This window comes from Micromonospora sp. WMMA1923 (assembly GCF_049179195.1).
Classification (GTDB): domain Bacteria; phylum Actinomycetota; class Actinomycetes; order Mycobacteriales; family Micromonosporaceae; genus Micromonospora; species Micromonospora yangpuensis.
Genome location: NZ_JBMHLZ010000001.1, coordinates 3,598,798 through 3,624,937 on the forward strand (window position 1 = coordinate 3,598,798; position 26,140 = coordinate 3,624,937).

A 26,140-nucleotide genomic window follows, 5' to 3' on the forward strand; every position below is an offset into this window, starting at 1 on the left:
TCCGGGGGAACGCCCCGGCATCACGTCACCCCGGCGGCGTCCATGCCGCGCAGCTCCTTCTTGAGGTCGGCGACCTCGTCACGGATCCGGGCGGCCAACTCGAACTGCAGCTCCCGGGCGGCGGCGAGCATCTGGTCGTTGAGCTCCTGGATGAGCTGGGCGAGGTCGGCCCGGGCCATTCCCTCCCTCGACGGGGTGGTGTCCGTCCGGCTGCGGCTGCGGGTCTGGCCCACCGGCGCCTTGCCCCGGGACAACTGCCGGGCCGCGCCACCGACCCGGGTGTTCTCGGTGTCCTCGGCCTCGCGGTAGATGTCGTCCAGGATGTCGTGGATCTTCTTCCGCAACGGCTCCGGGCTGATCCCGTGCGCCTCGTTGTGCGCGATCTGCTTGGCCCGCCGCCGGTTGGTCTCCTCGATCGCGCCCGCCATCGACGGGGTCACCTTGTCGGCGTACATGTGGACCTGACCGGAGACGTTACGGGCGGCCCGACCGATGGTCTGGATCAGCGACCGGCCGCTGCGCAGGAAACCCTCCTTGTCGGCGTCGAGGATCGCCACCAGCGAGACCTCTGGCAGGTCGAGCCCCTCCCGCAGCAGGTTGATGCCGACCAGCACGTCGTAGTCGCCCTTGCGCAACTCGCGCAGCAGCTCCACCCGGCGCAGCGTGTCGACCTCGGAGTGCAGGTAGCGCACCCGGATGCCGTTCTCCAGCAGGTAGTCCGACAGGTCCTCGGCCATCTTCTTGGTCAGGGTGGTGACCAGCACCCGCTCGTCGCGCTCGGTGCGCAGCTTGATCTCGTGCATCAGGTCGTCGATCTGCCCCTTGGTCGGCTTGACGACGACCTCCGGGTCGACCAGGCCGGTCGGGCGGATCACCTGCTCGACGTACTCCCCCTGGGCCTGCTCCAGCTCCCAGGAGCCGGGGGTCGCCGACAGGAAGACCATCTGCCCGACCCGCTCCAGGAACTCGTCGAAGCGCAGCGGCCGGTTGTCGGCGGCGCTGGGCAGCCGGAAGCCGTGGTCGATCAGCATCCGCTTACGCGACGCGTCGCCCTCGAACATGCCGCCGATCTGGGGAATCGTCACGTGCGACTCGTCGACCACGGTCAGGAAGTCGTCCGGGAAGTAGTCGAGCAGACAGTGCGGCGGGCTGCCGGGCAACCGACCGTCCATGTGCATGGAGTAGTTCTCGATGCCGGAGCAGAAGCCGACCTGGCGCATCATCTCGATGTCGTAGGTGGTGCGCATCCGCAGCCGCTGGGCCTCCAGCAGCTTGCCCTGCCGGTCCAGCTCGGCCAACCGCTCGGCCAGCTCGGCCTCGATGTCGCCGATGGCCCGCTCCATCCGCTCCGGCCCGGCCGCGTAGTGGGTGGCCGGGAAGATCATCAGCCCGTCGACCTCACGGACCACGTCCCCGGTGAGCGGATTGAGGTAGTAGAGCTTCTCCACCTCGTCGCCGAAGAGCTCGATCCGGACCGCCATCTCCTCGTACGCCGGAATGATCTCCAGCGTGTCGCCCCGGACCCGGAAGGTGCCCCGGTTGAAGGCCACGTCGTTGCGGGTGTAACGGTTGTCGACCAGCCGACGGAGCAACTCGTCGCGGTCCAACTCCTGCCCGACGGCGATCCGGACGGCCTGGTCGAGATACTCCTCCGGGGTGCCCAGGCCGTAGATCGCCGAGACGGTGGCGACCACGATCACGTCCCGACGGGTGAGCAGCGACATGGTGGCCGAGTGCCGCAGCCGCTCCACCTCCTCGTTGATCGAGGAGTCCTTCTCGATGTAGGTGTCGGTCTGCGGAATGTAGGCCTCGGGCTGGTAGTAGTCGTAGTAGGAGACGAAGTACTCCACCGCGTTGTGCGGGAGCAACTCGCTGAACTCCTTGGCCAGCTGCGCGCAGAGCGTCTTGTTGGGGGCGAGCACCAGCGTCGGGCGCTGCAACCGCTCGACCAGCCACGCGGTGGTGGCGCTCTTGCCGGTGCCGGTCGCGCCGAGCAGCACCGTGTTGCGGTCACCGCGGCGGACCCGCCGCTCCAGATCGTCGATCGCCGCCGGTTGGTCACCGGCCGGCTGGAACTCGCTGACGACCTGGAAACGGCCGTCGAGCCGAGGAATGTCGAGCGCCATGACCCCACCGTACGCCGGGGGTCCGACACCCTCGGCCGGCTACCGAGAGTTGGTGATCGGCTTCTATATTCGCATTGTGTGGCGCATTTCACCGCGCTAGGGTATGAGCCGTAGGCCGCTCGCGGCGGCCGACCGGGCCGGCGGCCAGGCTTCATCGGCCGGCTGCCCCCGGCACAGAGGGTCGCAGCACCCGGTTCATCCCGGCGTGCGCACCGGACGTGGTCGCGCCTGGCGCGCAGACCGGCCGCCGCGGGCGCCCCTGCTCGTCACCCACCGGTCACCCCGACAGTTCAACCCTGCGTGACCAACTCAGCCCGATCCGGGCGCGTCAGCCCCCCGGCGTCCGCCGGCAACGGCACGGCGGTCAGCAGCCCCGCCGGCAACGGCACGGCGGTCCGTGGCCCGGCCGGCAACGGCACAACGGTCAGCAGCCCCGCCGCCGGCGGCGACCACGACCACGATGGCCCGGACGACGACGCCGGCACCCCGGCGGAGCTCGTCCGCCTGCGGCGGCGGATGCTGGTGGCCCTGACCACCACGGCTGCCGCCTCCGCCGTCGCGCTGGTCGCCGTCCTGCTGACCTGGGTGCCCGAACCGCCCGCCGCCGACCGGGCGGCCACCGCCGCCGAAGCCGAACGGCTCGCCGCGATGCGGGTCACCAACCACCGGGACGTCCGTGCCGGCCTGCGGGTCGTCATCGGCGCCGGTGGCAACCGCACCGACCTGCTCGGCTGGATCGACTGGGCCCGCCCACTTGTCTACCTCGATGTCGGCGGTCCCGGCGCCGGTGACGAACGAGGGCTGCTCCAGGCCACCCCCACCGTGGCGCTGACCCGGCCGGACCCCACCGCGGTGCCCACCCCCGCGCTGCCCCCGCTGCTGCCCCCGGCCGACCGCTGGCGGCTGCGCGAGCCGTCTGCCGAGCGTGCCCTGGACGTCGTGCTCCGCCTGGTGTTCGCCCTGGCCGCACCGCAACCCGACCCGGTCGCCACCGGCGACGAGGCCCGGTGGCTGGGCCGTGCCGACGCCGCCGGTGGACCACTGGACATCCTCCGGGCCGCGCTGCCCGGCGCCCCGGCGCTCGACGACCAGCCGCGCCTCTGGCTCGACCGGGACGCCCGCCTGCACCGCCTGACGACCCGCCTGCCCGGAGGCGTACCGCTGACCGTGGAGCTGCTGCGCGCGGACCGTCCGGTGCTGCGGCCGGTGCCCGCCCTGGGCGGCCGGCCCGGACTGCCCCGGGCGCTCACCGAGGTCGAACGACGGCGGTTCACCCGGCTGGCGACCCGGCTGCGCGCCACCGGCGGCGCCCGGCTGACCCTGACCGCGCCGGTCACCGCGTCGACCAATCTGCGCGGCGCCGGCTGGGTGAGCTGGACCGAGCGGTCGGCGTACCTGTCGGTCGCCGACCTGGCCACACCGGGTCAGCGGACGCTGCTGCGACACGACCGGACCGGGGCGGCCAGGTTGGTGACCCGGGCCGCAGCCGCCGACGGCACCGCCGAGGCGCCGGGGCGGCCGCCGCTGCCGCCACCGACGACCGGCTGGCGGTCCATCCGCACCGACCGGACCGACCCCGACCGGCTGCTCGCGGCGGCGCTGCGGGCCGGCCGGACGGACGTGTCCGAGGCGTCGGCCGTGCGGCTGCGCGAGGACCGGCTCGCGGAACGGACCGTGGACGTCATCGAGGTGCCCGACGGTGCGGCCCCGCTGCGCTACTGGATCGACCGCGACGGCCTGCTCCGCCGGTTGGAGCTGCGCACCGCCGCCAGCACCTGGAGTCAGCTCGACCTGGTGCCCGGGCCGGTGCCACGCCTGTCGGCGCTCACGGCCGCCACCCCGTCCGCTCGGCCCACCGCTCGGCCCGTCGGTGCTCCTCCTCGCACCCCGGATCCCGCGCCGTCGGGCAGCCGCCGGTAGCCGGCGCGGCGGTCGGCTCCCGGCCCGGCGCCGGATACCCGACCCGCTGGTCGGGGGCGGCACGCAGGTGGTCGCGGAGCAGCAGAGCGCAACGCCAGGTCGGCGCGTCGACCTGGCGCAGGTGCAGGCGTACCGGACGACCCGGGTCGGCGCTGCCGTGCAGCCGCTTCGCCACCCGCTCGCCGCCGGCCGACCCGGCCCGGTCCCACCACTGTCCGGGCCGGCGGGGAAAACCGGCGTCGACGAGCCGGTCGGCGAGCGGCCCGTCCGCGTCGGCAAGGGTTTCCACGGTGAGCTGGATGTCGATGACGTCCGGGGCGGCCAGACCCGGCACGGCGGTCGGACCGATGTGGTCGACGCGGGGCTCGGCCGGGGCGAGCGCGTGCCGGATCCGGGCCGCCAGCCGCGCGTACTGCTGCGGCCAGGTCGGGTCCGGCCCGGTCAATCCGGTCCGCGGTGGGCTGACCGCCCGGCGGCGGCGCAGGTTCTCCGCGTAGGGCAGCAGCCGCTCCCGCCAGAGCGCGTCCACCTGTTCGTGCAGCTCGGCCAGGCTCCCGTCGTTGGTCACCAGGACGTCCGCGACCGCGCGGCGTCGCTCGTCGTCGGCCTGCGCGGCGATCCGCCGCTCGGCCTCCGCCCGGCTCATCCCCCGGTCACGGGCCAGCCGCGCCAACCGGACGGGCACGGCCGTCTGCACCACCACCACCAGGTGGTACGTCGGCGCGAGCCCCACCTCGACCAGCAGCGGTACGTCGTTGACCACGATCGCGTCCGGCGCTGCGGCAGCGACCAGTTCGGCGGTACGGACCCGGACCCGGGGATGGGTGATCGCCTCCAACCGCCGTCGGGCCGTCTCGTCGCCGAACACCACCGCGCCCAGGGCGGCCCGGTCCAGTGCCCCGTCGGGGCCGAGCACCCGTTCGGAGAAGGTGGCCACCACCTCGGCCAGGCCGTCGGTGCCGGGGGCCACCACCTCGCGGGCCACCCGGTCGGCGTCGACGAGCACCGCGCCCAGCTCCCGCAGGCGGCTCGCCACGGCACTCTTACCCGATCCGATCCCGCCGGTCAGTCCCACGCGCAGCATCAGCCCAGTCAACCCGATCGGCACCGGTGCGCCAACGCCTTCGCCCGGTTCACCCCGCGGCGACCACCGGGACGCGGAAACGGGCAGGGCCCCGCCCCGACGGTCCGGGGGTACCGGATCGTCGCGGCGGGGCCCGTTGTCCTCAGCGAGCGCCCTCAGCGGTCACTTGCCGCCGGCGAGCTTCTCCCGCAGGGCGGCGAGCGCCTCGTCGGTGGCCAGCGTGCCGGCCGGCTCCTCGTTCTGCCGGCTCGGCGCCGACGACGAGGTCGAGGTGGTGGTGCCGGCACCGGCCGACACGACCGGAGCCGGGTTCGCAGCGGCCTCGGCGTCGGCGGCCCGGGAGGTCTGCACCTGCTTGGTGTGTGCCTCCCAGCGCTGACGGGCCTCGGCGTACTGCGTCTCCCACTCCTCGCGCTGCTTGTCGTAGCCCTCGAGCCACTCCCCGGTCTCCGGGTCGAAGCCTTCGGGGTACTTGTAGTTGCCCTGGTCGTCGTACTCGGCGGCCATGCCGTAGAGGGTCGGGTCGAAGTGCTCCTCGCCCTCGACGAAGCCCTCGTTGGCCTGCTTGAGCGAGAGCGAGATCCGGCGACGCTCCAGGTCGATGTCGATGACCTTGACCATGACCTCGGAGCCGACCTGGACGACCTGCTCCGGGATCTCCACGTGGCGCTCGGCCAGCTCGGAGATGTGGACCAGGCCCTCGATGCCGTCGTCGACCCGGACGAAGGCACCGAACGGCACCAGCTTGGTGACCTTACCCGGCACGATCTGCTGGATCGCGTGGGTCCGGGCGAACTGCCGCCACGGGTCCTCCTGGGTCGCCTTCAGCGACAGCGAGACGCGCTCGCGGTCCAGGTCGACGTCGAGCACCTCGACCTCGACCTCCTGGCCGACCTCGACCACCTCGGACGGGTGGTCGATGTGCTTCCAGGACAGCTCGGAGACGTGCACCAGGCCGTCCACGCCGCCGAGGTCGACGAACGCGCCGAAGTTGACGATCGAGGAGACGACGCCCTTGCGGACCTGCCCCTTCTGGAGCTTGTTGAGGAACTCGGTGCGCACCTCGGACTGCGTCTGCTCCAGCCAGGCCCGGCGGGACAGGACCACGTTGTTGCGGTTCTTGTCCAGCTCGATGATCTTGGCTTCGAGCTCGCGGCCGACGTAGGGCTGCAGGTCACGCACGCGCCGCATCTCGACCAGAGAGGCGGGCAGGAAGCCGCGCAGCCCGATGTCGAGGATGAGGCCACCCTTGACCACCTCGATGACCGAACCGCGGACGACCCCGTCCTCGTCCTTGATCTTCTCGATCGTGCCCCACGCCCGCTCGTACTGCGCGCGCTTCTTCGAGAGGATCAGACGCCCCTCCTTGTCCTCCTTCTGGAGGACAAGGGCCTCGATGTGGTCGCCCACCGACACGACCTCGGCCGGGTCCACGTCGTGCTTGATCGACAACTCCCGAGAGGGGATGACACCCTCGGTCTTGTAGCCGATGTCGAGCAGGACCTCGTCCCGATCGACCTTGACGACGGTGCCTTCGACAATGTCGCCGTCGTTGAAGTACTTGATGGTCTCGTCGATCGCGGCGAGGAAAGCTTCCTCGGAACCGATGTCGTCGACGGTGACCTTGTTGGCGCTCGAGGGGGCCTCGATGCTGCTCGTCATGTGGGCGGTTGCTCCGGTCGGATGGTGTGTCACAGCAGGCTGGTGTGTTGCGGTGACCTGTTCGCGCCAACGGATCCGCCTGCCGGGGCACACCGAACGATCGCCGTCAGAAGATCATTAGTGGCTCCGGTGGCCGCGCACCTGCTCCCTGCCGAGGCACACGATCCGCGAGCGCATCCACCACCCTACCGTGTGCATTACCACAGCGTGCAAGCCCCGGGGTACGTGATCCGGCCCGCTTTGTGGCCCGAGCGGTCCGCTCTGCGCCGAAAAAGGGGCACACAGGCGAAAGGTCCCGCTGATCGCAGCCCGGGAATCCGGCCACCAGACCCGCGACACCCCCGGTCCACGCGTGCCGGGGACCGGCCCGGACGGCCCCTAGACTGCCGGGGTGACCGACGACCAGCCCGGCAACACCGGACCGGACGAGCCGGCCGGATCCGAGGATCCGGGTGTGCTGCGCCGCCCGGTGACCGACACGGATGCCCGCCGGGCCAGCCGGGTCTGGTGGGACGTCGACGCCGACAACTACCAGGCCGAGCACGGCGCCTTCCTCGGTGACCTGGACTTCGTGTGGTGTCCGGAGGGGGTACGCGAGGCCGATGCCCGGTTGCTCGGCAAACTGGCCGGCCGGCGGATCCTCGAGGTCGGCTGCGGTGCTGCCGCCGCCGCCCGCTGGCTGGCCACCCAGGGCGCCCAGGCGGTGGCCGTGGACCTCTCCGCCGGCATGTTGCGCCACGCCCGCCAGGCCGCCGACCGCACCGGGGTACGGGTGCCGCTGGTGCAGGCCGACGCCCTGGCGTTGCCCTTCGGCGACGCCGCCTTCGACACCGCCTGCACCGCGTTCGGGGCGATCCCCTTCGTGGCCGACTCGGCCGCGGTGATGCGCGAGGTGCACCGGGTGCTGCGCCCGGGCGGCCGGTGGGTCTTCTCGGTCACCCACCCGATGCGGTGGATCTTCCTCGACGACCCGGGCGAGGGCGGCCTGCGGGCCGTGCACTCGTACTTCGACCGCAGCCCGTACGTCGAACAGGACGCCACCGGCACGCCCACCTACGTCGAGCAGCACCGCACCCTCGGTGACCGGATCCGGGAGCTGGTCGACGCCGGGTTCCGCCTGACCGACCTGGTGGAGCCGGAGTGGCCGGCGGGTCACGAGGGCGTCTGGGGACAGTGGAGCCCGCTGCGCGGCCGGCTCTTCCCCGGTACCGCCATCTTCGTCGCCGAGAAGCCCGCGCCGTGACCCGGCCGGGTGCCGGTGCCGGTGCCGGTGCCGGTGCCGGTCCAACGGAACCGTCGCACCGGCGGTGCGACGTCGGCGGGCCGGAGCGGGGCTACGCTGAGCCGATGAGTGCCGAACCGATCCCGACATCACCTGGCCCCTGGTGTCCGGACCCGATCCGGCAGCAGCGTGCCGACTACACGCTTGCCGACCTGCGCAACCTGCCGGACGACGCCCCCCGCGTCGAACTCGTCGACGGAGTCATTCGGGTGACACCCTCCCCCACCCTGGGCCACCAGGACATCGCCAGTCTGCTGTGGCGCTGGCTGGCCGAACACGCGCCGCGCCACCTGCGCGCCTCGCAGGCGGTCGGCGTGGCCCTCTCGGCCAACACCAGCCGCCAACCCGACGTCCTGCTGCGCCACGCCGAGGTGGACCGGGACCGGTCCCTGCTGCATCCGGCGGACGTCGTGCTCGCCGTCGAGATCGTCTCCCCCGGCACCCGGTGGACCGACCGGTTCGCCAAACCCGGCGAGTACGCCGCCGTCGGGATCGCCCACTACTGGCGGATCGAGCAGAACCCGGTGCACGTCTACGCGTACCGGCTCGGCGAGCAGCCCGGTCCGGCCGGTGTGCCCCAGTACGAGCTGGTCACCGACAGCGCCGACGTGATCGAGCTGACCGAGCCGTTCGTCCTCAAGCTCCCGGTCGCCGACATCACCCCCTGACCCCGACCAGCACCTCCCCGGCCCGGCCACGCGTCGCCGGCAACGCCACGGCACCCTGGGGTGGCCGGGCCGAAGCGCGGTCGTTATTCCGCCGCCACGGCGGGTACCCGCCGGTCATGGCCGAGCAGAGGTTCCGCAAGGGTGACCACGTCTCCTGGGCCAGCCACAGCGGCCGGGGACGCGGGGTGGTCACCGAGGAGTTGACCGAACGGACCCGGGTGAGTGGACGCGCCGTCGACGCCAGTCCGCAGCAGCCCCAGTACCGCATTCGCAACGACCACTCGGGCCGGGACGTCGCACACCGACCGGAGGCGCTACGCCATGAGTCGTGACCAGGGACGCGACACCTACCGCGAGTTCGGCGAGGCGGTCAACATGACCCCCGGTGAACTGTCGGCGTGGTTGGCCAGCGACGAGTCCGCACACGTCGGCTGGCGGAAGAAGGGCACCAAGGGCGGCGAGTCGGTCGGACACGCCTCCGGCCGGCGGATCGTCGACCTGCTGCGGCGCAAACGCGCCGACCTGACCGCCCAGGACTACGCACACATGCGCAAGGTCATCGGGTACGTGCACCGGCACCTCGCCCAACGCCCGTCCGGCGACGTCCGGGACACCCGGTGGCGCTGGTCGCTGATGAACTGGGGCCACGATCCACTACGGTGACCCGGCTCAGTGGTCGGCGCTGTTCCAGTCGGTGCCCTCACCGACGGAGACCTCCAGCGGCACCGAGAGCGGGTACGCCGCGCCCATCTCCTTGCGGACCAACGCCTCCAGCGCCTCCCGCTCGCCCGGCGCGACCTCGAAGACCAACTCGTCGTGCACCTGCAGCAGCATCCGTGACCGCAGGCCGGCGGAGCGCAGCGCGGTGTCCACGTGCAGCATGGCCAGCTTGATGAGGTCGGCGGCCGAGCCCTGGATCGGGGCGTTGAGCGCCATCCGTTCGGCCATCTCCCGGCGCTGCCGGTTGTCGCTCACCAGATCGGGAAGGTACCGCCGGCGGCCGAGGACGGTGGAGGTGTAGCCGTCCTGTCGGGCCTTGGCGACCACCTCGTGCAGGTAGTCGCGGACCCCACCGAAGCCGGCGAAGTAGTTCTCCATCAGCGCCCGGGCCTCCTCGGCGGTGATGCCGAGCTGCTGGGAGAGACCGAACGCGCTCAGCCCGTACGCCAGGCCGTAGTTCATCGCCTTGATCTTGCGACGCTGGTCGGCGGTGACCGTCTCGACGGCGACCTCGAAGACCGAGGAGGCGGTGGCGGCGTGGAAGTCGTGGCCGGAGTTGAACGCCTCGATCAGCGCCTCGTCCGAGGACAGGTGCGCCATGATCCGCATCTCGATCTGGCTGTAGTCGGCGGTCAGCAGACAGTCGTAGCCCTGCCCCACCACGAAGGCCCGACGGATCCGCCGGCCCTCCTCGGTGCGGATCGGGATGTTCTGCAGGTTGGGTTCGGTGGAGGAGAGCCGACCGGTGGCCGCCACCGTCTGGTTGAAGGTGGTGTGGATCCGCCCGTCGTCGGAGATCGACTTGAGCAGACCGTCCACGGTGGACTTGAGCCTGGCCACGTCCCGGTGCCGCAGCAGGTGGTGCAACAACGGGTGCTCGGTCTGCGCGTAGAGCCAGCCCAGCGCGTCGGCGTCGGTGGTGTACCCGGTCTTGATCTTCTTGGTCTTGGGCAGGCCCAGCTCACCGAAGAGGATCTCCTGCAGCTGCTTCGGCGAGCCCAGGTTGAACTCCCGGTCCACCACCCGGTACGCGGCCTGCGCGGCGGCCTTCACCTCGGCGGCGAAGTGCGCCTCCAACTCCGTCAGGTAGTCGGTGTCGGCGGCGATGCCGATCCGTTCCATGTCGGCCAGGACCCGCATCAGCGGCAACTCCACCTCGGCCATCAACCGGGCCGACTGCTCGCCGTCGCGGGACAGCTCCGCGTCGATGGCGTCGGCCAGGTCGAGGGTGGCGCGGGCCTGGAGCATCAGGTTCTCCTCGGCCTGGCCGTCGTCGCCCAGCCCGTCCAGGGTCAGTTGCCCGGTCTCCGGCGCGTCCACCCGCAGCTCCCGGTGCAGGTAGCGCAGGGCCAGGTCGGTCAGGTCGTAGGACCGCTGGTCGGGGCGGGCCAGGTAGGCGGCGATCTGGGTGTCCCGGGCGATGCCGGCCAACGACCAGCCGGCGGCGGCGAACGCGAGCACCGCAGGCTTGCTGTCGTGCAGGACCTTCGGCCGGGCCGGGTCGGCCAGCCAGCCGGCCAGGGCGTTCTCGTCGGTCGCCTCGAGGGTGGCCGGGGCGACCCAGGCCGCGGCGGCGTCGGCGGTGGCCAGGGCCAGGCCGAGCACCCCGGCGGTGTGCCGCCGGTTGGGGCCGGTGTCCAGCTTGACCGCCACCCCGACCGGGGTGCCGGCGGGGGCGTGGGTCTCCAGCCAGCCGGCCAGGGCGCCCGGCGCGGTGAGCACCTGCCCGGTCAGGTCGAACCCGGACTCGGCCTCCGGCTCGACGGCGTCGAGGTACTGGTAGAGGCGGTCCCGCAGGATCCGGAACTCCAGGGTGTCGAAGACCTGGTGCACGGCCTCCCGGTCCCAGCCGGTCCAGCGGGCGTCCTCCGGGCGCAGCGGCAGCTCCAGGTCACTGACCAACCGGTTGAGCTCGTAGTTGCGGATCACGTCGGCGAGCCGCTCCCGCAGACTCTCGCCGGCCTTGCCCTTGATCTCGTCGGCGCGGGCGACGACCCCCTCCACCCCACCGTAGGTGTTGATCCACTTGGCGGCGGTCTTCGGCCCGACCCCGGGAATCCCGGGCAGGTTGTCGCTGGTCTCGCCGACCAGAGCGGCCAGGTCACGGTAACGCTGCGGGCCGACACCGTACTTCGCCTCGACCGCGGCGGCGTCCATCCGGGCCAGGTCGGAGACGCCCTTGCGCGGGTAGAGCACGGTGATCCGGTCGTCGACGAGCTGGAAGGCGTCCCGGTCGCCGCTGCTGACCAGCACCGACATGCCCTGGTCCCGGCCCTGGCAGGCGAGGGTGGCCAGCACGTCGTCGGCCTCGTAGCCCTCCTTCTCCACCACCGGGATGCGCAGCGCGGCCAGCACCTCCTTGACCAGACTGACCTGGCCCTTGAAGTCGTCCGGGGTCTCGCTGCGGCCGGCCTTGTACTCGGCGTACCGCTCGGTGCGGAAGGAGCGGCGGGAGACGTCGAAGGCGACCACGATGTGGGTGGGCCGTTCGTCGCGCAACACGTTGATCAACATCGAGGTGAAGCCGTACACCGCGTTGGTCGGCTGCCCGGTCGTGGTGGAGAAGTTCTCCACCGGCAGGGCGAAGAAGGCCCGGTATGCCAGGGAGTGTCCGTCGACGAGGAGCAGGCGCGGCGTAGTAGCTGTCACGCAGGCGACTCTAGTCCGCCGGTGTGACAACCCCCTCGGCCGCTCCGCCCGTGTCGGGACCGACCCGCCGACAGGCACACACGACGAAGCCGGTGGAGGCGCGAGCGCGCCCCCACCGGCTTGCCGGTGCCACGGGTCAGGCCACGCCGAGGTACGCCTCCTTGACCGCCGGGTCGTGCAGGAGCTCCTGACCGGTGCCCTCCTTGACGATCCGACCGGTCTCCAGCACGTAGCCCCGGTGCGCCCGGGACAGCGCCTGCTGGGCGTTCTGCTCGACCAGCAGGATCGTGGTCCCCTGCTGGTTGATCTGCGTGATGATCTCGAAGATCTGCTGGATCAGCATGGGGGCCAGCCCCATCGAGGGCTCGTCGAGCAGCAGCAGCTTGGGCCGGGCCATCAGCGCCCGCCCCACGGCCAGCATCTGCTGCTCACCACCGGAGAGGGTGCCACCGGCCTGCTTGCGCCGCTCCTTGAGCCGGGGGAAGAGACCCATGACCATGTCCAGGTCCTTGTGGATCTCCGCCCGGTCCTTGCGGGTGTAGGCACCCATCTCCAGGTTCTCCATCACCGTCATGCCGGGGAACACCCCCCGGCCCTCGGGTGCCTGCCCGATGCCCCGGATGACCCGCAGGTCGGCGCGCATCTTGGTGACGTCGGTGCCGTCGAAGACGATCGAGCCGGCCGCCACCGGGCGCAGCCCGGAGATGGCCCGCATGGTGGTGGTCTTACCGGCGCCGTTGGCGCCGATCAGTGCCACCACCTCGCCCTCGTTGACCGCCAGGCTGATCCCGTGCAGCGCCTGGATCCGCCCGTACAGCAGGGTCAGGTCCTTGATCTCAAGCAGCATCGGTCGGCACCCCCAGGTACGCGGCGATCACCTTCGGGTCGTCCCGCACGTCGGCGGGCAGACCATCGGCGATCTTCTTGCCGAACTCCAGCACGACGATCCGGTCGGTGACCCCCATGACCAGGCGCATGTCGTGCTCGATCAGCAGCACGGTGGTGCCACTGTCACGGATCTTGCGGATGAGGACGAGCAACTCCTCCTTCTCCGCCGGGGTGAAGCCGGCGGCCGGCTCGTCCAGGCAGAGCAGGGTCGGGTCGGTGGCCAACGCCCGGGCGATCTCCAACCGGCGCTGCTCGCCGTAGGAGAGGTTGCGGGCCAGGTCCCCGGCACGACGCGGGATCCCCACGAACTTCAGCAGGTCGTGGGCCTTGTCCCGGCCGTGCCGCTCCTCCTTCCAGTGCCGCGGCAGGCGCAGCATGGCGGAGATGACGCTGGTCTTGTGGTGGGCGTCCGCACCCACCATCACGTTCTCCAGCGCGGTCATCTCCGGGAAGAGCCGGATGTTCTGGAACGTCCGGGCGATGCCCGCCTTGGTGATCCACGACCGCTGCCGACCGCTCACCCGCTCCCCCTTGAACCGGATCTCACCCTCGGTCGGGCGGTAGACGCCGGTCATGGCGTTGAAGCAGGTCGTCTTGCCGGCGCCGTTCGGCCCGATCAGACCGAGGATCTCCCCCTTGTACAGGGTGAAGTTGACGTCGTTGAGGGCGACCACGCCGCCGAAACGGAGCGTGACGTGGTCGACCTCCAGCAGTGGCTCCCGCCCGGCCGCGCCCGGCGTCGCCGGAGCCGGCTCCGCCGCGGTGGCCGGGGTCGGCTCCGCCGGGGTGGCCGGCACAACCGGCTTGGCCTCGTCCGACGGTGGCTCCGGCGGTACCCCGACCGTGGCCCGCCCGTCGGCGGTGATGTCGCGGTCGCTGGACTCGTCCCGCTCGCTGTTCATCTTCGGCTCACTCACTGGGCACCGTCTCCTGGGGAACCGCTTCCTTACGCCGGTCGGCGAACTCCGCCGCCCGCCGCCGGTTCGGCACCAGACCCTGCGGCCGGAAGATCATCATCACGATGATGATCAGACCGAAGATCAGGATGCGGTACTCGGCGGTGTCGAACTCCAACCCGATGATCTCACCGAAGCCACGGAACCACTCCGGCAGATACCAGGTCAGCGCACCACCGATGATGGCTCCCTTGATACCACCGGCGCCACCGAGGATGACCGCGGCGAGCACCAGGATCGAGCTCTCCAGCAGGAAGCTGTCCGAGTTGATGAAGGTCTGCTTCCCGGCGAAGATCGCCCCGGTCAGACCACCCACCGCCGCGCCGATGGCGAACGCCCAGAGCTTGTACTTGAAGGTGGGCACGCCCATGATCTCGGCGGCGTCCTCGTCCTCCCGGATGGCCACCCAGGCCCGACCCACCCGGCTGCGCTCCAGGTTCCGCATCAGGAAGATGACCAGGATGATCACGGTGAGGATCAGCCAGTAGTACGGCTTGGAGTCGACCACCCCGAACAGCGGCTTGCCGTCCACCACCGGGCCCGGCGGGTGCTGCACCTCCGGAATGCCCCGCTGGCCCTGCAGCAGGCCGTCGGTGCGGGCGGCGTAGAGCCGGATCATCTCGGCGAAGCCGAGCGTCACGATCGCCAGGTAGTCACCGCGCAACCGCAGCGTCGGCGTACCGAGGATGACACCGGAGATCATCGTGACCACGATCGCCACCGGCACCGCCGCCAGCCACGGCCAGGTCAGGTCCAGCCGGCTCGCCGGCGAGGTCAACAACGCCACCGTGTACGCGCCGATGGCGTAGAAGCCGAAGTACCCCAGGTCGAGCAGACCGGTGAAGCCGACCACCACGTTCAGGCCGACCGCCAGCAGCACGAAGACCGAGGTGTCGAAGAGCACCGCGGCGAAGTCCGACCGGGTGGTGTAGAACGCGAAGTACTCGCTGCCGATCGGGAAGCCCAGGTACTCGTAGAACCACCGGTTCGGCAGGATGTAGAAGAAGGCGACCAGCGCCACCAGCCCTGCCCACCGCACCTGCTTGGGCATGTTCGACCAGCGCTGCCTCATCTGGGACAGCTTTCCCTTGTCCGCGGTCGCGGTCATGCGCGGGCCCTCCCCAGCGACTCGCCGAGCAGACCGGTCGGCCGGAACATCAGCAACACGACCAGCAGCACGAACCCGGTGAAGTCCTTCCACTCACCGCCGAACAGGCCGGCGGCGTAGTTCTCCGCGATCCCGAGCAGGAGGCCACCGAGCAGCGCCCCGCGCAGGTTTCCGATGCCGCCGAGGACAGCGGCGGAGAACGCCTTCAGCCCGATGAGGAAGCCGACGTTGAACTTGGTGTAGCCGTACCGCAGGCTCCACAGCAGCGCGGCCACGCCGGCCATCAGACCACCGAGGATGAACACCAGCATGATGACCCGGTTCTTGTTGACACCCATCAGGGCCGCCGTGTCGGCGTCCTGGGCCACCGCCCGGATACCACGGCCGAGCCGGCTGCGGTTCACGAACTGGTCGAGCGCCACCATCATCGCCAGGGTGACGCCGAGGACCAGCAACTGGATGTTGGTGACCGCGGCACCGAAGACGGTGAACAGGGTCTCCGAGGGGATCATCACCGGCATGCCGAACGGCGCCCGGTTGGTACCGACACCGAAGGCCTCGGCGATCACGAACGACGCGCCGATCGCGGTGATCAGGAAGGCCAGCGGCGGAGCGTTGCGCTTGCGCAGCGGGCGGTACGCCACCACCTCGACGGTCACCGCGGTGAGGGCGGAGGCCGCCGCCGCCGCGAGCAGACCGATGATCACCGCCACCAGCATGGCGCCGAACGCCGGAGCGGCGGAGTTCTGGCTGTAGCCAAGCGCCTGCCAGGTCCACAGGGCGGTGAAGGTACCGACCATGAAGACCTCGGAGTGGGCAAAGTTGATCAGGCGGAGAACGCCGTAGACCAGGGTGTAGCCGAGGGCCACGAGCGCATAGATCGCGCCCTGCTCCAACCCGGTTATGGTGAGTGCGGGAAAGTTCCCGAAGAACTCAGCGAAGTTCACGTGAGGGCTCCAACTGTGCGGCCACACGGCGCGGCCGGGAGCAGAACTCCCGGCCGCATCGTGATGGCGTCCCGGTGAGGCGGGACCGGATTACTCCGGTCAGGCCTTCGGGATCTCGATGTCCGGAACGACCTGGCCTGCGTTGACCTTGAACGCCCAGACCACGACCTGAGCCGGGTCCAGCTCGCCGTTGGACTCGAACTTGTAGGTCACCCCGGTGGCGGAGCCAGCCTTGTTGTAGGCCTTGATGAAGGCCAGGATGTCCTCGCGGCTCGACTTCCCGTCCTTGATGGCCTCAAGGAAGATCTTGGTGATGTCGTACGACACGTCGCCGTAGGTGCCCGGGTCGGCGTTGAACGCGGCCTTGTAGTCGGTCACGAACGAACCCTCGGCCGCGGTGGCCGGGGCGCACGGGCAGGTCAGGATGGTGCCCTCGGCGACCTGCTCACCGGCGACCTTGATGAAGTTGGCGTCGTTGACGCCGTCACCGGCGACCATCGTGCCCTTCCAACCGGCCTCCTTCAGCTGCTTGATCAGCAGGCCGGCCTCGGTGTAGTAGCCACCGAAGAAGAGAGCGGTCGCGCCACTGCCGACGATCTTGCTGACGACGGCGGAGAAGTTGGTCTGCTTGACCTGGATCTTGTCCTCACCGGCCACCGTGCCGAGGACCTTCTTGACCTCGTCCACCAGACCCGCGCCGTACGCCGACTGGTCGTCGACGACGTAGACCTTCTCGGCCTTCAGCACGTCCTTGATGTACCGGCCGGCCGCCGGGCCCTGCGAGGTGTCGTTACCGACGCCCCGGTGGAAGATCTTCCAGTTCTTCTCGCTCAGGCTCGGACGGGTCGCCGACGGGGTGATGATCGGCAGACCGGCCTGGTCGAAGATCGGGTCGGCCACCTCGGACTCACCCGAGAACGCCGGGCCGATGATGCCGACGACCTTGGTGTCGCCGACCGCCTGCTGGGCCAGCGCCGGGGCCTTGGCCGGGTCGCCCTGCGAGTCGTACTCGGTCAGGTTGACCTTGCAGTCCGCGTTCTCGGCGTTGTACTGGTCGATGGCCAGCTTGGTGCCGTTACGCATGTGAATACCGAGACCCGCGGCGTCGCCGGTCAGCGGCCCGAAGAAACCAAGCTTGAGGTCGCAGGCAGCGGAACTGCCGGTACCCTCGCTACCACTGTCGGCCTTACACGCGGCCGCGCCACTGATGACGAGCGCGCTGATGGCGACACCACCGAGCACCCGTGCGAGCTTCTGCCTCACGGCTCGTACCCTCCTTGTTCGATGGCCCGACCCGCCGCAGAAACAGAACCCTGCGAGGTGGACCAGGCCGACCGCGATCCCGGTCTGGGGGCGGACGTTATCCCACGGCCGAGTGATGGCGTAAGTCCCGACAGTGGGGATTGACCGAACCGTTACACGCGATGCCGAAACAGCGACCATCGCTGTAAGAAGGTTGCGCTCCGAGTATTTTTCGAGTTTGTTTCGGCGCCGGAAATCACGCCCCGAAAACCCCTCACCGGACAAGATCCGCCGTCCGAACGGACCAGACACCGGACGATCGGCCGTCATCGACGAAGACCACCAGCCGACCACCGCCAACGGTCACGGTCACCGGGTGGTCACCACCGCCGGGCACCTCCACCGGCAAGGCCACCTCGCCCCACGAGCCACCCCCGTCACCGGACCACCACAGCGACCGCTCGGCGCCCACCCCCACCGCCACGGCCAGCCCCGCGCCGTCGGCCGCCAGCCCGTCGACCGACCGCACCCCCGCGCCACCCGCCGCACCGGCGAACCCGCCGGCCACCCGCCACCGCCCGGCCACCCGCCGCCACAGCACGAACCCCTGCCCCACCGCGCCCACCACCACCGGCTCCCCCGCCACCGACACCACCCGCTCGGCCGACCCACCCGGGGTCGACCCGCCAGGAGCCGACCCGCCCGGGGTCGACCCGCCAGGAGCCGACCCGCCCGGGGTCGACCCGCCAGGAGCCGACCCGCCAGGAGCCGACCCGCCGGTCGACGCCGAGCCACCCCTGGTTGACCCGCCGGCCGACGCCGGGTCGCCCACCGCCGACGTCGACCCGTCCCGCTCGACGCCGGACAGCCGATCCGGCAACGTCGAACGTCGCCAGGACCGCCCGTCGGACGACGTCCAGACCTCCGGTACGAAAGCCGTACCGCCGGGCGGCAGCAACCAACCCACCACCACCCAGCCGTCCGACGCGGCCACCGCGTCCAGGCCGGCGGTCCGCCCCCGGGCGTCCCCGGCCAACTGCGCAACCCCCGAACGCAGCGTGAACTCCCCGGCGTCCGGCGACGTCCAGACCGCCGCCCCGGAGACCCGTCCACCGGCGATCAGCCACCCCCCGGGGCCGCCGGCGACCCGGGCCACCGCCACCGCCTCCGGGCCGCCGAAGGTCTCGAACTCCGCCGGCACCTCGACCAACGCGCCGTCGGCGGCCTGCCGCCAGGCACTCACCCGCGGATTGCCGTGCGCCCCACCGGACTTCGCCCCCAACGCCGCCACCCGGGGATCCCGGCAGCCCACCGCGTACAGCACGTTCCGCGCGCCGTAGAACGACTCCGCACGTACCGCCCGCGCCCGCCAGGACCTCCCGTCGTCGGAGGCCCAGAAGGCCGGCCTGGTCCCCCCGTCGGCCGCGGCCACCGCGCCCACCGCGTACCACCGCCCGCCGCAGGCCACCGCGTCGCGGACCAGCAACCGGCCGGGCGCACCACCGGGCGGCTCCACCACGCCCGCGGCCCAGTCCGGCCGCACCACCGGTGCGTCGGCGGCGGGACCGTCGGCGACCGGCTCGGCCCGACAACCGACAACCACCAGCAGCGGTACGACCAGGGACGCGAGAGCACGCCGCGCGAACATGGACCGGATGCTATCGATGCCCGGCCACACCCGACGCCCCGTCACACCGGGGCGACGACACTCAGGAGGCGGGCTCGGCCACCTCGCCGCCGGCGGTCTCGGCCAGGATCCGCTCGGCGACCTCCTTCATGGTCATCCGGTGGTCCATCGCGGTGCGCTGGATCCACTTGAACGCCTGCGGCTCGGTCATCCCGTACGTGGTCATCAGCGCGCCCTTGGCACGCTCCACGGTCTTGCGGATCTCCAGGCGGTCGGTCAGCCCGGCCACCTCCGCCTCCAGCGCCGAGACCTCCGCGTACCGGGAGAGGGCGATCTCCACCGCCGGCACCAGGTCGCTCTTCTGGAACGGCTTCACCAGGTACGCCATCGCCCCGGCGGCACGGGCCCGCTCGACCAGGTCCCGCTGGCTGAACGCGGTCAGGATGATCACCGGCGCGATCCGGCCCCCGGCGATCCGCTCGGCGGCGGCCAGACCATCCATGATCGGCATCTTGATGTCCAGGATGACCAGGTCGGGCTTGAGCTCCTCGGCCAACCGGACGGCGGTCTCACCGTCACCGGCCTCGCCGACCACCTCGTAGCCCTCCTCGACCAGCATCTCGGCCAGGTCCAGCCGGATGAGCGCCTCGTCCTCGGCGATCAGTACGCGCCTACGCTCGGCATCCGTCTGCGTCTCCGCCACGAGCCACTCCCACCAGTCTGTGCTCCGACACCCGCCGTGCCCGGGTGTCACCGTCTCCAGCCTAGTGGGTAGTCTGTCAGTGCCGAATCACGGAAGCCCCTGTACTCCAACCGGAAGAGAGACGGAGCTCAAACCTCCGACAGTGTGGGTTCGAGTCCCACCGGGGGCACCAAAGTGTCATACGCCTGTTCGAATATGACCGCGTGCATCCGCTTGAGATCCATACTCTGGCCCGCCGCATCTACTTCTCCGGATGCACGGTTGCCGAGACGGCGCGTCAGGTAGGACTCCCCTACCAGACCGTCTGGCACTGGTGCCGGGACCGCACAGAACGGAAGCAGCACGGCACAGCCCTGCGTTGCTTCCGCTGCAACCCGGCTCTGGCCGGCCCGGTGGACATTGTCAGCTACGCCTACCTGCTGGGCCTCTACCTGGGCGACGGCCACCTTGTCACGTCGACGAAGGCACCCGTGCTGCGGGTCAGTTGCACGGAGATCTACCCCGGCCTCATCGACGCTTGCGAGCAGGCGATGCTGGCCGTCCTCGCGGCCCGGGTGCAACGGACCCCGAAGCAGGGATGTGTCCTGGTGCAGAGCAGTGGCGCGCACTGGCCGTGTCTGTTGCCGCAGCACGGGCCGGGCAAGAAGCACGAGCGGCCGATCGTGCTCGCCGACTGGCAGCGCCGCATCGTCGCCGACCACCCCGGCGACTTCCTCCGCGGCCTGTTCCACTCCGACGGCTGCCGGGCCACCAACCGGGTGACCACCCGCGGGAAGGTCTACGTCTATCCGCGGTACATGTTCTCCAACCGGTCGACCGACATCATGGGCCTCTGCCAGTGGGCCCTCGACCTGCTCGGCGTCGAGTGGCGGATGAACATGCCGTACTCGTTGTCGGTGGCGCGGCGCTCGGCGGTGGCCGTACTCGATCGGCATGTCGGGCCGAAGCACTGAGCACCGCGCGCCCGACCGCCGGGCCGAGCGCGGCGGCCGCCGGGGCCGGCCGAAGGCGGCGCGGCCTGGGGTACCGGTCGCGCGCGGCGGCCGTCGGGGCCCTGGTGCGCCGACCGCCCGGGGCCGGTGGGGTCCGGGACACCGGCGCCGAGGAGTCGTTCCGGAAGAGGCCCGGGTGCGCCGACCGCCCGGGGCCGGTGGGGCCTGCGGGCGTCAGCCGAGGGTGGCCAGGGCGCGGGCCAGGTCGTCGCGGAGGTCCTCGGGGTCCTCCAGGCCTACCGAGAGGCGCAGGAGTCCGGCTGCGGGTCGCGCGTCGCCGGCGACCGGGCGGTGGGTGAGCGAGGCGGGATGTTGGATGAGGGTGTCCACGCCGCCGAGGGAGACGGCGTGGGTGATGAGCCGGCAGGCGTCAGCGACGGCGGTGGCGGCGGGCGCGCCGCCGGCTACCTCGAAGGCGAGCAGGCTGCCGCCGCCGGCGAGTTGGCGGCCGACCAGCCCGGCGGGGTCGTGCAGGCTGGGGTGGTGGACCCGGGTGACGGCCCGGTGACCGGCGAGCCAGCCGGCGAGTTTCTCGGCGCCGGCCTGCTGGGCGCGCACCCGTAGCGGCAGGGTCTGCAGGCCGCGGTGCAGGAGGTATCCGCCGAGGGGGTGCAGGATCGCGCCGGTGAGGGCGCGGACCTGGCGTAGTCGGGTGGCCCAGCCGGCGTCGCAGGCGACGACGCCGGCGAGGACGTCGCCGTGTCCGCCGATGCTCTTGGTGGCGCTGTGCAGGACCAGGGCCGCGCCGTGCCGGGCGGGTTGCTGGAGTACGCAGGTGGCGACGGTGTTGTCGACGAGCAGGGGTACGTCGCCGGCGGCGTCGGCCAGGGCGGCGATGTCGACGAGGTCGAGGGTGGGGTTGGCGGGGGTCTCGGCGATGACCAGTGCGGTGTCGGGGCGGATCGCGGTGGCGACCTGCTCGGGGTGGGCCCAGCTGACGGTGGTGCCGAGCAGCCCGGTGGCCAGGACGTGGTCGGTGCCGCCGTAGAGGGGGCGGACGGCGACGACGTGTCGTCGTCCGTCGGTGGCGGCGGCGAGCAGGGTGGCGGTGAGGGCGGCCATGCCGCTGGCGAAGGCGACGGCGTCGGTGGTGCCTTCGAGGTCGGCGAGGGCGGTTTCGAACCGGGCGACGGTGGGGTTCCAGAGGCGCTGGTAGACGGGGCTGTCGCCGGTGGGGAGGGTGCCGCCGGTGGCGAGGGTCTCGTAGGTGTGGCCGCCGGCGTCGACCGAGGGCAGCGGGTTGGTGGTGGACAGGTCGATGGGTGGGGCGTGGACGCCGAGGGCGGCCAGGTCGGCGCGGCCGGCGTGCACGGCTCGGGTGTCCACGGTCGTCATGGCGGGAAGCGTCGAACATCTGGCCGCATCGAGGCAAGTGATCTGTGGAAGATTCTTCACGGACCCCTTTCCGCGCGCTGATGTTCGAAGCAGGATGGGCGGATGCCTGCTGTACCGAATGATGTGCGGCCGTTCGCGGCCCTGGACGACGTCGACCGCGCGATCCTGACCGAGCTGGCCGCCGACGGCCGGTTGCCGAACAACGCCCTCGCCGAGCGGGTGGGCGTGGCGGCGTCGACGTGTCTGACCCGGACCCGGGCGCTGCGCGAGTGCGGGGCGATCCGGGGTTTCCACGCCGACGTCGATCCGGCGGCGGTCGGGTTGCCGTTGCAGGCGTTGGTGTCGGTCCGGTTGACGGCGCACGAGCGGGCGGCGGTGGACGCGTTCCGGGCCCGATCGGTGCGGTTGCCGGGGGTGGTGTCGGTGTTCCACGTGGCGGGTGCCGACGACTACGTGTTGCACGTGCGGGCGGCGTCGGGGGACGCGTTGCGGGACTTCGTGCTGGACCATCTGGCGGTGGATCCGGCGGTCGCGCACACCGAGACGTCGTTGATCTTCGAGCAGGTACGCGGAGCGGGCTGACCAGGCGGTCCCGGGGTGTTTGGAAGGGCCCCCTGTACATCAGAAAGCGTTAACAGGGGGCCCTTCCTTGCACGGGGGTGGGAACAGAACGGGCGGGGGGGCGGGTTGGGGCATGGTGTGATCGACGTACCGATGTCTGTTCTTGACCTTGCTCCGGTCGCGGCCGGGACCACCGCCGGCGCGGCCCTGCGGCACACCACCGAGCTGGCCCGACGTACCGAGGAGTTGGGCTACCGCCGGTTCTGGGTGGCCGAGCACCACAACATGCCGGCGATCGCGAGTTCCGCGCCGGCGGTGTTGCTGGCGCACCTGGCGGCGAACACCTCGTCCATCCGGTTGGGTTCGGGTGGGGTGATGTTGCCCAACCACGCGCCGTTGGTGGTGGCCGAACAGTTCGGCACCCTGGAGGCGTTGCATCCGGGGCGGATCGATCTGGGGATCGGGCGGGCGCCCGGCACCGACCAGGTGACCGCGTTGGCGTTGCGGCGGACGATGGAGGGGCTGTCGGCGGAGGGTTTCCCGCAGGAGTTGGCGGATCTGGTGAACTACTTCACCGGTGAGCGGCCGGGGCCGATCACGGCCACGCCGGGCCGGGGGGACATGCCGGCGGTGTGGCTGTTGGGTTCCAGTGGGTTCAGCGCGCAGTTGGCCGGGCTGCTGGGGTTGCCGTTCTCGTTCGCCCACCACTTCAGTGCGCAGCACACGTTGCCGGCGTTGGCGTTGTACCGCAAGCACTTCCGGCCGTCGCGGTGGCTGGCCGAGCCGTACGCGATGGTGGCGGTGAACGCGGTCTGTGCCGACACCGACGAGCGGGCGGAGTGGCTGGCCGCGCCGAGCGCGTTGTCGTTCCTGCGGTTGCGTTCGGGGCGGCCGGAGCCGTTGGCCACCCCGCAGGAGGCGGCGGAGTACCCGTACACCGAGGTGGAGCGGGAGTTCGTGCTGGCCCGGCGGGAGGGGCAGGCGTTGGGGTCGCCGGAGACGGTCCGGCGGCAGTTGACGGAGTTGTTGGCGCGTACCGGTGCGGACGAGTTGATGTTGACCACGCTGGTGTACGACCTGGCCGACCGGGTGCGGTCGTTCGAGTTGATCGCCGAGAAGGTGGCCGGTGGCCTGCGCCGGAGTGCCTGAAACACGCTCTTCATAGCCACGTCACCGGCCCGTCGCCGAGGCCGCCTAGTTTTGTCCTCGGTGGTGGTACGGCATTCCCGGTCGGGACGGGTCGGGGGTGCTGCGGTGTGGGGCACCGGGGCGGGTTGTGCGGGTTCACGCTTCCCCGGTGCCTGTCCCGGGTCCGCTGGTTGCGGCGGACCCGGGACTGCACCACCCTCTTTTCCAGGTCGGGTGCGCGGTGGGCTCAGCGTAGGTAGATCGCGGGGGTCGGCGGAGGCGCCATCCCGTCACCGATGAAGAAGCTCGGGTGCGGCGGCTGGTTGTAGGCGGTGTTCTGCCAGGCGATGGCGACCCGGTACTGCGGGTCGTGCATCAGGGTGTGGATCCGGGTGCTGGTCGGCGTCGGGGTGCTGTAGATGCGCAGCGCCCGGTTGTCGGTGGTGCGCCAGATCACCTCCTCCCGCCAGTCGCCGAGGAGGTCGGCGGAGAGCGCCGGGGTGGACTTGGTGCCGTTGTTGGCGGTGACCCCACTGCCGGTGAGCAGTCGGGTGTCGCCGCCGGTGCCGTACTTGTCGATGCGGGTGCCGTCGAGCAGTTCCCGGACCGGGTCGCCGTCCCACCAGGCGAGGAAGTTCGTCGAGGAGGGTTTGCGGCCGACGTTCTGTCCCCGGGTGTTGGCCAGGTAGCTCACCGCGGCGGACCAGGATTCGGCGCCGGGGCTGCCGGCCCAGATGTCGGCGGAGACGCCCCGGCCGTTGTCTCCCGAGGCGGGGGTGGACCAGAGGAGCTGGCCGGTACGGGCGTCGGCGAAGTAGGAGCTGGGTTTGCTGGCGTCCTCGTCGACCTTGAAGACCTCCAGGCCGGCGCGGGTGGGGTCGAGGTCGCCCACGTGCATGGCGTCGCCGTGGCCGTTGCCGGTGGAGTGCAGCAGTCGGCCGTTGTCGTCGATGGTGGCGGCGCCGTACACGATCTCCTGCCGGCCGTCGGCGTCGACGTCGGCGACGGAGAGCTGGTGGTTGCCCTGGCCGGCGGCGGCGGAGTTGCCGGCGGCGTTGGAGTCGAAGGTCCACCGCTTGGTCAGGGTGCCGTTGCGGAAGTCCCAGGCGGCGACGACCGCGCGGGTGTAGTAGCCCCGGGCCATGATCAGCGAGGGGCGTTGGCCGTCGAGGTAGGCGGTGCCGGCGAGGAACCGGTCGACCCGGTTGCCGTAGTTGTCGCCCCAGGAGGAGACGGTGCCGCGTGGCGGGTCGTAGGTGACGGTGGAGAGGACGGCGCCGGTACGGCCGTCGAACATGGTGAGGTACTCGGGGCCGGCGAGGACGTAGCCGCTGGAGTTGCGGTGGTCGGCGTTGGCGTTGCCGATGACCTGGCCGGTGCCGGAGCGGGTGCCGTCGGCGGTCTTCATGGCCACCTCGGCGCGCCCGTCGCCGTCGTAGTCGTACACCTGGAACTGGGTGTAGTGCGCCCCGGCGCGGATGTTGCGGCCGAGGTCGACCCGCCACAGCCGGGTGCCGGTGAGGGTGTACGCGTCGACGTGGACGTTGCCGGTGTAGCCGGACTGCGAGTTGTCCTTGGCGTTGCTCGGTTCCCACTTGAGCACGATCTCGTACCGGCCGTCGCCGTCGAGGTCGCCGACGCTGGCATCGTTGGCGGTGTACGTGTACGCCTCTCCGCTGCCGGTGGTGCCGCCGGGGGGAATCTGCAGCGGCACGTCGAGGTAGCCGGCGCCGAACTGCAGGGCGGGGGCGGAGGCGGCCTGTTCGACGCCGCCGACCACGGCCCGCACGGTGTACGTCGAGCCGGCGGCGGCCCCGGTGTCGAGGTGGTTGGTGGCCCCGGTGATCGGGGTGGCGTTGACCCGGGTGGCGCCGCGGTACAGGTTGAAGGACACCCCGGTGGTCTCGGTGCCGAGCAGCCGCCAGCTGACCAGGTTGCCGTTGCCGGAGCGGACGCTCACCAGTCCCCGGTCGAGGTTCTCCAGTTGCTTGGCCCCGGCCGGCGGGTTGGTCGGTGGCCCGGTGGTGGGCGGTGGCGTGGTGGGTGGCATGGTCGGTGGCCCGATGGTCGGCGTTGGTGGGCTGGTCGGTGGCGGGGTGGCGCCGGTGCAGGTGGTGCCGTTGAGCGCGAAACTCGTCGGCACCGGGTTGCTGGCGGTCCATGAGCCGTTGAAGCCGAAGCTGGCCGTGCCGCCGGTGCCGAGCACGGCGTTGTAGCCGGCGTCACGGGCGGTGACCTGCGCGCCGGTGGAGGTGACGGTGGCGTTCCAGGCCTGGACGACCTGCTGGCCGGCGGCGAACGACCAGGTGAGGGTCCAGCCGTCGATCGGGTCGCCGAGGTTGGTGACGGTGACGTCGGCGCCGAAGCCGCCGGTCCACTGGTTGGTGATCCGGTAGTCGACCCGACAGCCGGCGGCGTCGGCGGCGGCGACCGTCGGCAGGGTGCCGGCGGCGAGGGTGCCGACCGCCGCGACGGCGGCGAGAACCGCCCGGGTACGGGCCGGGGTACGGCGGCGTAGGTGTTTGGTTGGCACGGGGGCTGC

General features: G+C 71.3%; 20 protein-coding genes, 1 tRNA gene and 1 pseudogene. 9 read left to right on the plus strand and 13 right to left on the minus strand.

Going from position 1 to position 26,140, the window contains the following annotated elements; translation table 11 throughout:
- Positions 1-20: 20 nt before the first annotated feature.
- Complete coding sequence (gene uvrB, locus ACN28G_RS16135) at positions 21-2,126, minus strand: excinuclease ABC subunit UvrB (protein ID WP_091440853.1); 2,106 nt, start codon at positions 2,124-2,126, stop codon at positions 21-23.
- Between the two features lie 300 nt (positions 2,127-2,426).
- On the opposite strand from uvrB, the gene ACN28G_RS16140 reads away from it, so the two are divergent.
- Positions 2,427-4,046 (plus strand): hypothetical protein, encoded by a 1,620-nt coding sequence (locus ACN28G_RS16140; protein ID WP_091440856.1) that lies wholly within the window; start codon positions 2,427-2,429, stop codon positions 4,044-4,046.
- On the opposite strand, the gene coaE is transcribed toward ACN28G_RS16140, so the two are convergent.
- Complete coding sequence (gene coaE / locus ACN28G_RS16145; protein WP_091440858.1) at positions 3,952-5,130, minus strand: dephospho-CoA kinase; 1,179 nt, start codon at positions 5,128-5,130, stop codon at positions 3,952-3,954. The two genes, ACN28G_RS16140 and coaE, sit on opposite strands and share 95 nt — an antisense overlap.
- Before the next feature lie 162 nt (positions 5,131-5,292).
- Positions 5,293-6,792, minus strand: coding sequence for a 30S ribosomal protein S1 (rpsA, locus tag ACN28G_RS16150; RefSeq protein WP_091440861.1), 1,500 nt, complete (start codon positions 6,790-6,792; stop codon positions 5,293-5,295).
- Positions 6,793-7,183: 391 nt separating this feature from the next.
- Between rpsA and ACN28G_RS16155 the strand changes: the two genes are divergently transcribed.
- The 4 genes and pseudogenes from ACN28G_RS16155 to ACN28G_RS16170 all read left to right on the plus strand — a co-directional run.
- The gene (locus ACN28G_RS16155; protein WP_091440865.1) at positions 7,184-8,035 is read left to right on the plus strand and encodes a class I SAM-dependent methyltransferase; all 852 of its coding nucleotides are present in this window, start codon (positions 7,184-7,186) and stop codon (positions 8,033-8,035) included.
- A gap of 104 nt (positions 8,036-8,139) precedes the next feature.
- Entirely contained in the window at positions 8,140-8,742 is a 603-nt protein-coding gene (locus ACN28G_RS16160; RefSeq protein ID WP_229688203.1) for a Uma2 family endonuclease, read from the plus strand.
- A 116-nt stretch (positions 8,743-8,858) separates the two neighbouring features.
- A complete protein-coding gene (locus ACN28G_RS16165) occupies positions 8,859-9,074 on the plus strand; it encodes a DUF2945 domain-containing protein (protein ID WP_091440868.1) in 216 nt (71 codons plus the stop codon).
- Positions 9,064-9,402 (plus strand): annotated as a pseudogene (locus ACN28G_RS16170) (DUF3140 domain-containing protein); the annotation flags it as partial. The gene ACN28G_RS16165 and the pseudogene ACN28G_RS16170, both read left to right, overlap by 11 nt.
- Positions 9,403-9,411: 9 nt before the next feature.
- On the opposite strand, the gene polA reads toward ACN28G_RS16170, so the two are convergent.
- The 8 genes from polA to ACN28G_RS16210 all read right to left on the minus strand — a co-directional run bounded on the left by polA (position 9,412) and on the right by ACN28G_RS16210 (position 19,582).
- Positions 9,412-12,111, minus strand: coding sequence for a DNA polymerase I (polA, locus tag ACN28G_RS16175; RefSeq protein ID WP_421479546.1), 2,700 nt, complete (start codon positions 12,109-12,111; stop codon positions 9,412-9,414).
- A 136-nt stretch (positions 12,112-12,247) separates the two neighbouring features.
- Positions 12,248-12,958 carry an ABC transporter ATP-binding protein gene (locus ACN28G_RS16180; protein WP_091440878.1) on the minus strand — a complete coding sequence of 237 codons (711 nt, stop codon included), beginning with the start codon at positions 12,956-12,958 and terminating at the stop codon, positions 12,248-12,250.
- Complete coding sequence (locus ACN28G_RS16185; RefSeq protein WP_229688204.1) at positions 12,948-13,916, minus strand: ABC transporter ATP-binding protein; 969 nt, start codon at positions 13,914-13,916, stop codon at positions 12,948-12,950. The genes ACN28G_RS16180 and ACN28G_RS16185 overlap by 11 nt, the downstream gene beginning before the upstream one ends.
- A complete protein-coding gene (locus ACN28G_RS16190) occupies positions 13,909-15,063 on the minus strand; it encodes a branched-chain amino acid ABC transporter permease (RefSeq protein ID WP_091440885.1) in 1,155 nt (384 codons plus the stop codon). The genes ACN28G_RS16185 and ACN28G_RS16190 overlap by 8 nt, the downstream gene beginning before the upstream one ends.
- Positions 15,060-16,010, minus strand: coding sequence for a branched-chain amino acid ABC transporter permease (locus tag ACN28G_RS16195; protein ID WP_091440888.1), 951 nt, complete (start codon positions 16,008-16,010; stop codon positions 15,060-15,062). The genes ACN28G_RS16190 and ACN28G_RS16195 overlap by 4 nt, the downstream gene beginning before the upstream one ends.
- Before the next feature lie 99 nt (positions 16,011-16,109).
- The gene (locus ACN28G_RS16200) at positions 16,110-17,273 is read right to left on the minus strand and encodes a branched-chain amino acid ABC transporter substrate-binding protein (protein ID WP_091440891.1); all 1,164 of its coding nucleotides are present in this window, start codon (positions 17,271-17,273) and stop codon (positions 16,110-16,112) included.
- A 253-nt stretch (positions 17,274-17,526) separates the two neighbouring features.
- A complete protein-coding gene (locus tag ACN28G_RS16205; protein WP_421479547.1) occupies positions 17,527-18,900 on the minus strand; it encodes a hypothetical protein in 1,374 nt (457 codons plus the stop codon).
- 61 nt (positions 18,901-18,961) lie between these two features.
- Positions 18,962-19,582: an ANTAR domain-containing response regulator gene (locus ACN28G_RS16210; protein WP_091440894.1), complete on the minus strand. Its 621-nt coding sequence runs from the start codon at positions 19,580-19,582 to the stop codon at positions 18,962-18,964.
- 95 nt (positions 19,583-19,677) lie between these two features.
- On the opposite strand from ACN28G_RS16210, the gene ACN28G_RS16215 reads away from it, so the two are divergent.
- Both ACN28G_RS16215 and ACN28G_RS16220 read left to right on the plus strand, forming a co-directional pair.
- Positions 19,678-19,754: transfer RNA gene (locus ACN28G_RS16215), tRNA-Leu, on the plus strand.
- A gap of 220 nt (positions 19,755-19,974) precedes the next feature.
- Positions 19,975-20,535, plus strand: coding sequence for a hypothetical protein (locus ACN28G_RS16220; protein ID WP_244891690.1), 561 nt, complete (start codon positions 19,975-19,977; stop codon positions 20,533-20,535).
- A 213-nt stretch (positions 20,536-20,748) separates the two neighbouring features.
- On the opposite strand, the gene ACN28G_RS16225 is transcribed toward ACN28G_RS16220, so the two are convergent.
- Positions 20,749-21,909 (minus strand): trans-sulfuration enzyme family protein, encoded by a 1,161-nt coding sequence (locus ACN28G_RS16225; RefSeq protein WP_091440900.1) that lies wholly within the window; start codon positions 21,907-21,909, stop codon positions 20,749-20,751.
- Between the two features lie 102 nt (positions 21,910-22,011).
- On the opposite strand from ACN28G_RS16225, the gene ACN28G_RS16230 reads away from it, so the two are divergent.
- Both ACN28G_RS16230 and ACN28G_RS16235 read left to right on the plus strand, forming a co-directional pair.
- Positions 22,012-22,491: an Lrp/AsnC family transcriptional regulator gene (locus ACN28G_RS16230; protein WP_091440905.1), complete on the plus strand. Its 480-nt coding sequence runs from the start codon at positions 22,012-22,014 to the stop codon at positions 22,489-22,491.
- 132 nt (positions 22,492-22,623) lie between these two features.
- On the plus strand, positions 22,624-23,619 hold the full coding sequence (locus ACN28G_RS16235) for an LLM class flavin-dependent oxidoreductase (protein ID WP_421479548.1): 996 nt from the start codon (positions 22,624-22,626) through the stop codon (positions 23,617-23,619).
- Positions 23,620-23,845: 226 nt separating this feature from the next.
- Here ACN28G_RS16235 and ACN28G_RS16240 read toward each other — a convergent pair whose 3' ends face one another.
- Entirely contained in the window at positions 23,846-26,131 is a 2,286-nt protein-coding gene (locus ACN28G_RS16240) for a cellulose binding domain-containing protein (protein ID WP_280519233.1), read from the minus strand.
- Positions 26,132-26,140 lie beyond the last annotated feature (9 nt).